The sequence below is a fragment of the Brenneria sp. L3-3C-1 genome, from assembly GCF_016456245.1.
Taxonomy (GTDB): Bacteria; Pseudomonadota; Gammaproteobacteria; order Enterobacterales; family Enterobacteriaceae; genus Brenneria.
Genome location: NZ_JAEMHF010000002.1, coordinates 324,086 through 336,112, shown reverse-complemented (window position 1 = coordinate 336,112; position 12,027 = coordinate 324,086). Strand labels below are relative to the sequence as shown.

13 protein-coding genes and 1 other RNA gene are annotated in these 12,027 nt (G+C 49.8%); 5 read left to right on the top strand and 9 right to left on the bottom strand.

Features of this window, described 5'->3' with window-relative positions:
- Window positions 1-335 precede the first annotated feature (335 nt).
- Together glnK and amtB are read left to right on the top strand one after the other, a co-directional pair.
- The gene (glnK, locus tag JG725_RS07990; RefSeq protein ID WP_002208627.1) at window positions 336-674 is read left to right on the top strand and encodes a P-II family nitrogen regulator; all 339 of its coding nucleotides are present in this window, start codon (window positions 336-338) and stop codon (window positions 672-674) included.
- A 36-nt stretch (window positions 675-710) separates the two neighbouring features.
- The gene (gene amtB / locus JG725_RS07985) at window positions 711-1,997 is read left to right on the top strand and encodes an ammonium transporter AmtB (protein ID WP_172289713.1); all 1,287 of its coding nucleotides are present in this window, start codon (window positions 711-713) and stop codon (window positions 1,995-1,997) included.
- 67 nt (window positions 1,998-2,064) lie between these two features.
- Here amtB and tesB read toward each other — a convergent pair whose 3' ends face one another.
- Entirely contained in the window at window positions 2,065-2,928 is an 864-nt protein-coding gene (tesB, locus tag JG725_RS07980; protein WP_172289714.1) for an acyl-CoA thioesterase II, read from the bottom strand.
- Between the two features lie 229 nt (window positions 2,929-3,157).
- Between tesB and JG725_RS07975 the strand changes: the two genes are divergently transcribed.
- The gene (locus JG725_RS07975; RefSeq protein ID WP_172289715.1) at window positions 3,158-3,709 is read left to right on the top strand and encodes a YbaY family lipoprotein; all 552 of its coding nucleotides are present in this window, start codon (window positions 3,158-3,160) and stop codon (window positions 3,707-3,709) included.
- Window positions 3,710-3,736: 27 nt separating this feature from the next.
- Here JG725_RS07975 and JG725_RS07970 read toward each other — a convergent pair whose 3' ends face one another.
- On the bottom strand, window positions 3,737-4,057 hold the full coding sequence (locus JG725_RS07970) for an MGMT family protein (protein ID WP_172289716.1): 321 nt from the start codon (window positions 4,055-4,057) through the stop codon (window positions 3,737-3,739).
- Window positions 4,058-4,233: 176 nt separating this feature from the next.
- Here JG725_RS07970 and ffs point away from each other — a divergent pair.
- An RNA gene (ffs, locus tag JG725_RS07965) (signal recognition particle sRNA small type) lies at window positions 4,234-4,330 on the top strand.
- Between the two features lie 473 nt (window positions 4,331-4,803).
- Here ffs and JG725_RS07960 read toward each other — a convergent pair.
- The 6 genes from JG725_RS07960 to JG725_RS07935 form a co-directional block, all read right to left on the bottom strand.
- Window positions 4,804-5,007: an HHA domain-containing protein gene (locus JG725_RS07960; RefSeq protein ID WP_009114000.1), complete on the bottom strand. Its 204-nt coding sequence runs from the start codon at window positions 5,005-5,007 to the stop codon at window positions 4,804-4,806.
- Window positions 5,008-5,063: 56 nt separating this feature from the next.
- Window positions 5,064-5,432: an Hha toxicity modulator TomB gene (gene tomB, locus JG725_RS07955; protein WP_172289717.1), complete on the bottom strand. Its 369-nt coding sequence runs from the start codon at window positions 5,430-5,432 to the stop codon at window positions 5,064-5,066.
- A gap of 555 nt (window positions 5,433-5,987) precedes the next feature.
- Window positions 5,988-6,131 (bottom strand): type B 50S ribosomal protein L36, encoded by a 144-nt coding sequence (gene ykgO, locus JG725_RS07950; RefSeq protein ID WP_136165254.1) that lies wholly within the window; start codon window positions 6,129-6,131, stop codon window positions 5,988-5,990.
- A gap of 15 nt (window positions 6,132-6,146) precedes the next feature.
- Window positions 6,147-6,398: a type B 50S ribosomal protein L31 gene (locus tag JG725_RS07945; protein ID WP_172289718.1), complete on the bottom strand. Its 252-nt coding sequence runs from the start codon at window positions 6,396-6,398 to the stop codon at window positions 6,147-6,149.
- A gap of 168 nt (window positions 6,399-6,566) precedes the next feature.
- On the bottom strand, window positions 6,567-9,716 hold the full coding sequence (locus JG725_RS07940; RefSeq protein ID WP_172289719.1) for an efflux RND transporter permease subunit: 3,150 nt from the start codon (window positions 9,714-9,716) through the stop codon (window positions 6,567-6,569).
- A gap of 16 nt (window positions 9,717-9,732) precedes the next feature.
- Window positions 9,733-10,923, bottom strand: a complete 1,191-nt coding sequence (locus JG725_RS07935; protein WP_172289720.1) for an efflux RND transporter periplasmic adaptor subunit — start codon at window positions 10,921-10,923, stop codon at window positions 9,733-9,735.
- A 141-nt stretch (window positions 10,924-11,064) separates the two neighbouring features.
- Between JG725_RS07935 and acrR the strand changes: the two genes are divergently transcribed.
- Window positions 11,065-11,703, top strand: coding sequence for a multidrug efflux transporter transcriptional repressor AcrR (acrR, locus tag JG725_RS07930; protein WP_172289721.1), 639 nt, complete (start codon window positions 11,065-11,067; stop codon window positions 11,701-11,703).
- A 92-nt stretch (window positions 11,704-11,795) separates the two neighbouring features.
- Here the strand turns inward: acrR and rsmS are convergent, their stop codons facing one another.
- Window positions 11,796-11,960, bottom strand: a complete 165-nt coding sequence (gene rsmS, locus JG725_RS07925) for a pleiotropic regulatory protein RsmS (RefSeq protein ID WP_172289722.1) — start codon at window positions 11,958-11,960, stop codon at window positions 11,796-11,798.
- Window positions 11,961-12,027 lie beyond the last annotated feature (67 nt).

The following is a 12,027-nucleotide window of genomic DNA, read 5'->3' as shown; positions in this document are numbered from 1 at the left end:
ATGCACCTATAAGTACAACCACAGGCCGCGGGCTGTTCGTTGCTTCGCACCATCACTAAGCATATTCATTCTGTTTTTAGCCGCCATGCACTAAAATTACGCGTATTGCACCTAAGTGGTGCGATGCGTGCGCCGCTTTATTTGATTTTTTTTCTCCGGAGAGTCTTTTCTCGCCATCAACAGACCTGAACCACGTTCGGTTCCTTGATATCCGTAAGATAAATCATTTATGGCACACCCTTTGCTTTAATCATTGCGTGAAGATAATTCGAAACGATCGTAATCCGAGATAGCAGCGGACGTAAGTCTGAACTTAACGGTTAGGGGGATGATGAATGAAACTGGTTACTGTGGTGATAAAACCATTCAAGCTGGAAGATGTGCGCGAAGCCTTATCTTCCGTCGGCATTCAGGGACTCACGGTCACTGAAGTGAAAGGATTTGGACGTCAGAAAGGGCACGCTGAGTTGTATCGTGGCGCGGAATACAGCGTTAACTTTTTGCCAAAAGTAAAAATTGATATCGCGATTGCTGATGATCAACTGGATGAGGTTATTGATGTGATCAGTAAAGCGGCCTATACCGGAAAAATTGGCGATGGTAAGATTTTTGTCGCTGAATTACAAAGAGTTATTCGTATTCGTACCGGCGAAACCGACGAAGCCGCACTTTAACGCCTGACTTAGATTCGTAAATAGGGATGGATGAAAATGAAAAAACTTGTCTCCTCATTAGGTCTTGGTGTGGCTGCTTTGCTCCCGTCCTGGGCGATGGCTGCCGCACCAACGATCGATAAAGCAGATAATGCGTTTATTATGATTTGTACCGCGTTGGTACTGTTTATGACTATACCTGGAATTGCCCTGTTTTATGGCGGTCTGATTCGTTCCAAGAACGTGCTTTCCATGCTGTCTCAGGTGATAATTTCTTTTGCGCTGGTTTGTATTCTATGGGTCGTCTACGGCTATAGCCTGGCTTTCAGTGAAGGTAACGCTTTCTTTGGCGGTTTTTCCAACTTCATGTTGAACGGTATTACCATTGATTCGATCACCGGAACATTTTATCAGTATGTTCATGTGGCTTATCAGGCTTCTTTCGCCTGTATCACTGTGGCGCTGATTGTGGGAGCCATTGCTGAGCGTATCCGTTTCTCTGCGGTGCTGATCTTTGTTGCGCTGTGGCTGACTTTCTCCTACCTGCCGATGACCCATATGGTATGGGGTGGCGGTTATCTGGCGGCCGATGGCGCTCTGGACTTTGCAGGCGGCACCGTCGTGCATATTAACGCCGCTGTCGCGGGTCTGGTCGGCGCTTATCTGCTGGGCAAACGCGCCGGTTTCGGTAAAGAAGCCTTTAAACCCCACAATCTGCCGATGGTGTTTATTGGTACGGCGATTCTGTACATCGGTTGGTTTGGCTTTAACGCCGGTTCTGCGGGTGCGGCGAATGGCGTTGCGGGTCTGGCTTTCCTGAATACGGTTGTCGCAACCGCCGCTGCGATTCTGGCATGGGTCGTCGGTGAGTGGATGGCGCGCGGTAAGCCTTCACTGTTGGGCGCGTGCTCGGGTTGTATCGCCGGTCTGGTGGCGATTACGCCTGCTGCGGGTACGGTTGGAGTCGGCGGCGCGTTGATCATCGGTCTGGCGGGTGGTTTTGCCGGTCTGTGGGGCGTCACCGTACTGAAAAGATGGCTGCGCGTGGATGACCCATGCGATGTGTTCGGTGTCCATGGCATCTGCGGTATCGTGGGTTGTATTCTGACCGGCGTATTCACTTCCGCATCCCTGGGCGGCGTCGGCTATGCCGAAGGCGTGACTATGGCTCAGCAGGTTTGGGTGCAGTTGTTCAGCGTTATCGTCTGCTTCGTATGGTCTGGCGTGGCGGCTTTCATCGCGTTCAAAGTGGCCGATATGATTGTAGGTCTGCGCGTACCGGAAGAGCAGGAGCGCGAAGGTCTGGACGTCAACAGCCATGGCGAGAATGCATACAACCAGTAAGTAGTATGAACAGAGGTTGATGAACAGGGCGCCGGACGATCTCCGCGCCCTGTTTTTTTATGGCTTCTTAATGTGGGAGTCGGCGCATAACGCCTTCTTGTATGCTGGAGGCCACCAGCACACCGTCGCGGGTATAAAATTGTCCGCGTACAAAACCTCTGGCGCCAGAGGCGGATGTGCTTTCTACGGTATACAGCAGCCAGTCATCCAGACGAAAATTACGGTGGAACCACATCGAGTGGTCGATAGTGGCGACCTGCATGCCAGGCTCCAGAAAACCGACGCCGTGCGGCTGTAACGCCGTTAACAAAAAATTACAGTCGGATGTATAGCCAAGCAGGTACTGATGGATATGTTCATCATCCGGCAATGATCCGTTGGCGCGGCACCAGACGTGTCGTATCGGCTCTTCCACTTTTCCTTTCAGCGGGTTATGAAACTTTACCGGACGCATCTCAATGGGCCGTGGACGGGTGAACTTATCGCGAAATTGTGGCGGTAATAGGTGCGCCATACTTTGCGCAATATCCTGCTCCGACTTGAGATCTTCCGGCGGAGTAACCACCGGCATCACATTCTGATGTTCAAAACCCACCTCATGAGATTGGAATGACGCCGTCATATAGAAAATCGGTTTCCCGTTCTGAATGGCGCTGACCCGACGGGCGCTGAAGCTATGGCCGTCACGCAGATTTTCCACATCATAAATAATGGGTTTCTGACTATCGCCAGGTAACAGAAAGTAGCTGTGAAATGAATGGACGCCGCGGTCTGTTGGAACAGTCTGTTTGGCGGCTGACAGCGCCTGCCCTACCACTTGACCGCCGAATACCTGACGCAGTCCTAAATCATCGCTTTGTCCCCGAAATAATCCTTCCTCAATTTTCTCCAGATTAAGGAGGTCGAGGAGATTTTGTAATGCCTGGCTCATGCTATCGGCCTCATTGATTGAGAATCATTTTGAAAGTAACACGATGTGGAATTCTTCCATAACTAATTTAGTTACGGAGCTAACGGGTTGAAATTAGTGATTTAAATCATTTATCAAAAAATATCAGAATTTTGCACCATAATTATTCTATTAAGTGACTCATACTCTTTAAAGAACGCTGGTTTCTCTGAAATCGGCAGACTGACAATAATAAAAGGAGATAGACCGAATGAAATTATGGCATATTTTAGGTGGTATCACGTTATCGATGACGTTGGCGGCCTGTGCTGAGAAGAGCGACTATGGTGTTTCTCCTCATACCGGCGCGCCGGTAACCAGCGTCTCTAGCCAGCATCCGGCGGTAGCAATGCCGGCGGTCAGCGGGACGGTCAATATTCGTCAACGTATTGCCTTACCGCCTAATGCGGTCGTGACGGTAACGGTATCCGATGCAACGTTGGCAGATGCGCCTTCAAAAGTGATTACCCAGCGCGTAACCCGCACTGAAGGGAAACAGGCGCCGTTCCAGTTTGTGTTGCCGTATAACCCGGCGGACATTCAACCTAATGCCCGCATTTTACTCAGCGCCGCTATTGCGATAGATAACAGAATCGTGATGGTGACGGAAAATGTCTTACCGGTTATCACCAATGGTGTGAATAATGCCGATCTGGTTATGGTGCCGGTCGCATCCGTTCCTTTACCAGCAAAAAGCACCGGTTCATTGACATCAGCGCCTTCGTCAATAACGCCATCGGCCCCCGTATCATCCAGTTGGTAACCAGCCAAAACGGTACGCGTCAGCGTGTTATGACGCGTACCGCCAGCGGAACTTATCAAGATCGATTCTCCCCTGACGATTAAACATAACTCCCTCGGCCCGTAACGCTGACTTTTGGCGCTGGCGATCGGCACCGATAAGCGATATCTCACCTTTGCGATTAATAACCCGATGCCAGGGGAGTTTACTGCCTTCAGGCAAACGTTTTAATACACCGCCAACTTGTCTGGAAGCGCGGGGGGATCCCGCAAGAAGAGCGACATCGCCATAGGTTGCAATTTTTCCGTAAGGGATGGCGGCCACGATTTGAAAAACACGTTGGCGAAAACTGTCATGTTCTGCTGTCATCAAAGGATCTCGGTATTTCCAGCGCTAAATGGTGAAGAACCTATAGTGGCATAGTGTATTGGGCAAGAAAACACCGGTTAGACGGCGTCAGCTTGCAATTGAATCGTCCATCACCCATAATGCCCACCGCTCTATAGTAACCCATGTGTTAGTAGAAGAGCTGTCAATGGAGGCCCTGTCGGTTCTCCCGCAACACTAACCTGTGGACTCGGTCAGGTCCGGAAGGAAGCAGCCGCAGCAGGAGACGTGTGTGCCGGGATGTAGCTGGCAGGGCCTCCACCAATTCTCCCCCAGTGTTTATTCCCTGCGCTTTGTCGGGTGCCATACTCGTTACGCCATTATGGAAACTGCTTTTAGGTATGCTCGCGCGCTGGTCTACATAATGTAGCGGCAATAGCCGACGCGTAACGCGCTTTTATTGGCACAATCTATTTGGTTATCAAACGATGTGTTTTTAATAACAAACTATCCGCAGCGATTTATCTGTACGAGTTATGTTTACTTAAATGGGTACTGAATAATCAGGGTTATTAGACCTGGTGCGGTCAGCCGTTGGATTGATGATTAAGTATAAAACATGGTGTTCTCATGGCTTTTATAAAAGTCACTATTCTAATTATTTCTTTTATCTGGAATACACTTTTTTACACGTCTTGCTTTATTACAAAGACAGCAGAAACAAAGGCCGATAATGTTATCGGCGCAATGTATTTTATATCGATACTTATGTGCTTTACGTCAAAGAATTAACGGACGTATTTCCATACTGCGGTGGGGACTTTGTCATAGAGTTTGTTCATCGTCAGTTCTGCCAGACGATGATCCGCAGCGGAATAGAACATCTCCAGTTCATCATTGGAGAGTTCGTACTTGTTTTTCTCAATAACGCGTTCTAGCGTGTCAATGGTTGTGCATTTACGTAAACGCATCAAATAATCGATTTTTTTCATGTTGGCCTTTATGCGAACAGTACCTGGTGGTTAATTAATATAAGATAAATTATTGCTTAAGTTTTAGCCGGCGTACAGATGTTCCCTTCTGAGAACATTCCGAATAATCTTTCTTTAGATTTCTGCCATCCGCGCAACTCCGCATCATTGATGCCGTAGTTGCTAAACAGTACATAGGTATCATCTAAATACTTTTCAACTCGCTGAGAAAGCTCGCTTTCATCAGGGTATTTTATTTTATATGTAAGAATAAATGTAGCGATATGTTCAATAAGTTCATTTAATTGGAGATTGATCGCAGATGTCGGGTCATTGACCCAGCCGTGGCTGCTATCGCCTAACGTTGCAATGCTTTCGTCGCACAGATTTTCACATAAGAATCTGAGTTGGGCAATATCATAATGTTTGGGTGTGTACTCATCCATATCAATCCCTCCGTTAAGCCGTTATTCAGTGTGACTGAGACTGACATAACTCATAAGAGAATAGCCTTACCATGTTTCTACAATCAATCATGGTGTCTACAAGCGAGATTTCAACGTCATGGATTTCGACAACCACAATTTAGCCTGCAATGGTTTTTACACCTCCCGATATCGGCAGCCTATTTTCGTTTTAATGGACGCGGGCATGCTGATGCTATCTTGATACGTATCATACCGCCCTGTATATAACTATAGCAAAAGAGTCGGTAAGATTCTCGAACATTAGATAAGGTTTTTCGTGCTATTTGTCGTGATTAAATCACTGAACTTTAAGGCAGCGGAATGGTGATGGAATTATCCTAATATTAGCTTATTAAATTAATTTGTGTTTAGACTCCGGCCCTATGGCATAAGAAGTGGCGGGGTAGTCGTATATGTAAAGAAAAGACGTCACGGGCCATTTTTATCCTATTGTTTTGTCTGTTTTTATTCAATTGTTAAAAAAGCTCTGTTACATATATAACAGAGCTGTAGTGAATTGTTACAGGTAAATGATTAGCCTTTTTTCTTTTTTCTGCCCTGTACGGCTTTAAACCGAGGGTTGGTTTTGCATATCACGTAGATACGTCCGCGACGGCGTACTACGATACAGTCTTTATGGCGGTTTTTCGCGGAGCGCAGCGAACTAAGCACCTGCATCTGAATAATTCCTCTCTATTTACTGAAGAAACGCCCAAAACGCTGCTGGAAGCGCGCAGTGCTGCCCTCTTTGGCGTACTCTTTCTGCTTCCCGGTATAGTAAGGATGGGATGCGGAAGAAACATCAATGGTGACATAAGGATAGCTAACGCCTTCCAGTTCGATAGTACGCTCGGTTTGGATGGTTGAACCGACCCTATAATACGCATCGGCACTGGTATCATGAAACACCACTGTCCGGTAGTCAGGATGAATGCCTGTTTTCATATCGCCTCTATTGTTATGTTATAACATAACTTAATATTGCGCTTTTTTGCCATGCGGATCAACCTTGATATTTATAAGGTCATGGTTCGTTCAGCGCCTGCGATGCGTTGAAGGGGAGGGGGCAATAAAAAAGGCCGCGGAGGCGGCCTTTTGAAATCAGAGAGAGGATTAGTGATGATCTGTCTGCTGATTATGTGGTTCTAAATCTTCGTTTTTCTTTCCGAAGCGGCGGCGAACCACCACAAAGAATACCGGAACGAAGAAGATCGCCAACACGGTAGCAGTAATCATCCCGCCCATTACGCCAGTACCCACGGCGTTCTGAGCGCCGGAACCCGCTCCGGAGCTGATAACCAGCGGGACAACCCCGAGGATAAAGGCGAGGGAGGTCATCAGGATCGGACGCAAACGCATACGTACCGCATCCAGCGTCGCCTCAACAAGCCCTTTGCCTTCTTTTTCCATCAGGTCTTTGGCAAACTCGACGATCAGTATGGCGTTCTTTGCCGACAGCCCAATGGTTGTCAGCATGCCCACCTTGAAGTAAACGTCGTTCTCAAGGCCGCGCATGGATGCGGCGATAACCGCACCCAGAATCCCCAAAGGTACGACCAGCATAACCGAGAAGGGAATCGACCAGCTTTCGTACAGGGCCGCCAGACACAGGAACACGACAATCAGGGAGATGGTATACAGCGCCGGGGCCTGGCTACCAGACAATCGTTCCTGGTAGGACATGCCTGTCCATTCATACCCAATGCCTTGCGGCAGCTTGGTGACGAACTCTTCCATCAGCGCCATGGCTTCACCGGTACTTTTACCTGGCGTCGCTTCACCCTGAATCTGCATGGATGGCTGGCCGTTGTAACGTTCCAGACGCGGAGAACCATATTCCCAGTGGCTTTGTGAGAACGAGGAGAAAGGAACCATTTGCCCATTGCTGCCGCGTACATACCAGTTTTTGATATCATCCGGCAGCATACGGAACGGCGCGTCCCCCTGCACATAGACTTTCTTCACCCGGCCGCGATCGATAAAGTCGTTAACATAACTTCCACCCAGCGCCGTTGCCAGCGTGGCATTGACATCCGACAGGGAAACGCCAAGGGCGAGGACTTTTTCCTGATCGATATCGAGCCGGAACTGCGGCGTATCTTCCATGCCGTTAGGACGAACCTGCACCAGCGTATCTGGTCGTTGCGCGGCCATGCCCAACAGTTGATTACGCGCCTGGGTTAGCTGTTCATGACCCAGGTTGGCCTGATCGACCAACTGGAAGTCAAAACCGGTGGCCGTTCCCAGTTCGACAATCGCGGGAACGTTCGCGGCGATGGCAATTGCTTCTTTAATCTGACTGAACGCGGCGTTGGCCCTGGCGGCGATAGCCGGAACCTTATTCTCTGCGCCTGAACGCTCACCCCAGTCTTTCAAACTGACGAAGGCCAGGCCGGCATTCTGACCACGGCCGGAGAAGCCGAAACCGTTAACCGAAAAGACTGAGTTGACGGTGTCTTTTTCATTATCCAGATAGTGCCTGGTTATCTTGTCCAGCACTTTCTGGGTATTTTCCTGTGTGGCCCCGGCCGGTAACTGCACGATGTTGAGCAGTACGCCCTGATCTTCTTCAGGCAGGAAGGAACTGGGCAAACGCAGGAACAGGAACGCCAGCCCGACGACAATCAGCAGATAAAGCAGCAGATAGCGGCCGGTGCTGCGAAGAATGTTGCCAACGCTATCGGTGTAATGGTGCGTGCTCTTTTCAAACAGGTTGTTGAACCAGCCGAAGAAGCCTGTTTTCGTTCCGTGATCGCCTTTGGCGATCGGTTTCAACAACGTGGCGCAAAGCGCCGGGGTTAAAATCAGCGCGACTAACACCGAGAGCACCATCGCGGAAACGATGGTAATGGAGAACTGGCGGTAGATAGCGCCGGTAGAGCCGCCGGTAAAGGCCATTGGAACAAATACCGCGGAGAGCACCAGTGCGATCCCAACCAGCGCCCCTTGTATCTGCCCCATTGATTTCTTGGTCGCTTCTTTCGGCGGCAAACCTTCTTCCGCCATCACGCGTTCAACGTTTTCCACCACCACGATGGCGTCATCCACCAAAAGCCCGATCGCCAGCACCATGGCGAACATGGTCAGGGTATTGATGGAATAACCGAGCGCGGAAAGAATGGCGAATGTGCCCAACAGAACCACGGGTACGGCAATCGTCGGGATCAGCGTAGCGCGAAAGTTTTGCAGGAACAGATACATCACCAGGAACACCAGCACGATGGCTTCTACCAGTGTTTTCACCACTTCGTTGATGGAGATTTGAACGAAAGGCGTCGTATCGTAGGGATAAACCACACTTAATCCGGTCGGGAAGAATTCCTGTAGCCGGGATAATTCGGCTTTCACCGCTGATGCCGTATTCAGGGCGTTGGCGCCTGTGGCCAGTTTAATCCCGATACCGGCGGCCGGCTGGCCGTTGTAGCGGGCGATAACGTCATAACCTTCCGCACCAAGCTCAACGCGCGCCACATCTTTCAGGCGTACCTGTGAGCCGTCCGTATTCACCTTCAGCAGAATTTCGGAAAACTCTTCAGCTGATTTCAACCGCGTTTGCGCAATGATCGATGCGTTCAATTGTTGACCCGCAACCGGCGGCGATCCCCCCAACTGACCTGCGGCGATTTGGTTGTTTTGTACCGTAATGGCGGAAGTGACGTCACTGACTGTTAACTGGTAATTGTTCAGTTTGTTCGGATCCAGCCAGATTCGCATGGCATATTGTGCGCCAAATAGCTGAACATCGCCGACCCCGTTGGTACGGCTGATCGGATCCTGCACATTGGCCGCCACGTAGTCGGCTATGTCCTGTTGCGTCATTTCGCCATTATTATTGATAAAGGCGGCGACCATCAGGAAGCTGCTGCTGGATTTCTGGACGTTAACCCCTTGCTGCTGAACTTCCTGCGGCAGCAGGGGCATTGCCAACTGGAGTTTGTTTTGCACCTGAACCTGTGCGATGTCCGGGTCGGTGCCGGCTTCAAAGGTTAGAGTAATCTGCGCGGTGCCTGATGAATCACTGCTGGATGACATATACATCAGGTGATCGATGCCGTTCATATTCTGTTCGATAACCTGCGTCACCGAATCTTGCAGCGTTGAGGCATCCGCTCCCGGATAGCTTGCCGTAACTTCAATTGCCGGCGGGGCAATAGTCGGATATTGAGCGATGGGTAACTTTACAATCGCCAGTGCCCCGGCCAACATCACCACGATGGCGATTACCCACGCAAAAATGGGGCGATCAATAAAAAACTTAGCCATGAATTACCGGCTCCTGTTAAGACTTCGCGGATTCAGCCTGCGACGATTGCGACTGATCATTCTCTTGAGCGACTTCCTTTCCTGTCACCTGTAAACCGGGCTGAATTTTTTGCAAGCCGGTAACAATGACGCGGTCACCCTCTTTTAAACCATCGGTGACGAGCCATGTATTACCGATTGCTTTTGACGTTACCACATTGCGGAGTTCGACTTTATCGCCTTCACCTATAACCATTACCGTCGCCTCGCCTCGCGGGGTACGGCTAACGCCCATCTGCGGAACCAACAATGCGTTGTCCTGCACGCCGGAATCCAGACGTGCGCGAACGAACATACCGGGTAACAGATCGTGTTGCGGGTTGGGGAAGATCGCCCGCAGGGTGATCGAACCGGTCGTTTCATCCACGGTGACATCGGAAAATTCCAACGTACCCGGCTGAGCGTATTCAGCACCATTTTCCAACAGCAGACGAACGTTGGCTTTGCCTTCGCTTTGTTTTAGCTTGCCTTCTTCCAGTTCTTTTTTCAGACGCAGGAAGTCATTGCTTGATTGGGTCACGTCGACGTAAATGGGATCGAGTTGCTGCACGGTGGTTAAGGCGACCGTTTGGCCGCTGGAAACCAGCGCGCCTTCCGTCACCGTCGATTTACCCACCCGGCCTGATATCGGGGCGTTGACCTTGGTATAGGCAAGATTGATTTCGGCATTATCTACCGCGGCCTTGGCTGCCTGCACGCTGGCATCCGCCTGGCGTGACGTCGCGACGGCCTGATCGTAATCCTGCTTACTGATGTAGCTGGTTCCCAGCAAGGGTTTATAACGGTTGACGGTCAGGCGGGCGATTTCAGCGCTTGCCTGGGCCTGAGCCAATGAACCTTTGGCGCTATTGTAATCAGCCTGATAAGGCGCAGGATCGATTTGATATAGCGATGAACCCGCCTGAATATCGCTACCTTCAACAAAATTGCGTTTCAGGATAATCCCACCGACCTGAGGGCGAACTTCGGCGATGCGATAGGCATTGGTTCGGCCCGGCAAATCGGTAGTGACATTCAGCGCTTGCGCTTTCAGCGTCACTATTCCGACTTCAGGCGCCTGTTGCGCACCGGCCTGCTGCTGTTCACTATTATCACATCCTGCGAGAATTAAGCCGCCAGAAAGCATCAGAACTGCCGCCAGAGGCGTTAGCCCTCTGTTTTTGTTCATAGATAAACCTCAAGTGTCCGATTTGAATTGACCAATGGATCACGCGCTTTAAAACCCATTGCTGCGATAATTTTATGTTCATGCTATGTTACATACATACTCGAATGTATGTAAATCACACTTTCTTTCAAATACAGCGATATGGCACGAAAAACCAAACAGCAGGCTCTGGAAACCAGACAACAGATATTAGATGCGGCGTTGAGAATATTCTCCGAGCATGGCGTATCGGCTACCTCCCTCACCGACGTTGCGACGGCCGCTGGCGTGACCCGCGGTGCCATTTACTGGCACTTTAAAAATAAAACTGAGCTGTTTGACGAAATATGGACGCTGGCTGAATCAAAAATCAGTGATTTTGAAATAGAGTATCAGACAAAATTTCCTGATAATCCACTCTATGTGATGCGTGAATTATTGATTTATATGCTTCGTTTAACCGTCAGTGACCCACAATGGCGCTCGATGGTCGAGATTATCTTTCACAAGTGTGAGTTTGTCGGTGAATTATTGCAGTCTTATAACACCCGTAAAGCGATTTATCTCGGCTGCTATGACGATATTGAGAATAATTTGGCACGCTGTATTCGTATGCGAATGTTGCCGGCGGATATCCATCTCCGGCGCGCGGCCATCGCAATGCGCGCCTATTTCTCCGGCATCATGGAAAACTGGCTGTTTATGCCGGAGAGTTTCGATCTCGAGCAGGAAGCTCCGGCGCTGGTCGACTCCTTTATTGATATGCTTCGCTTCAGCGCCGCGTTGCGCCAGCCGGTCTGAGGCAGAGAGCGGCGGTCGCGCCATTAGCCCAATAGATGGCGAGCGATGGCTATTGCGTACCTGTCCATGCCTTTTTCTACTTTGGGGCGAACTTACTTTAACGCCGTATTTTTTTCCTGCTGCGCTTTTTTCTGAAAGTCGTTGCGCACAATATCGAGGGCGGCCAGGACAACTTGCGGTTCGATCTGGTTATCTTCCAGCAGCATAATCAAATCGACGGCCAGCTTGATTTCCGGGGCGGCATTTTCCAGTGACATAATGAATCCACCTTAGTTGTGCTCAGCATAGGCCTTTCAGATATAGCAGAGATTTAAGGGGGGATCG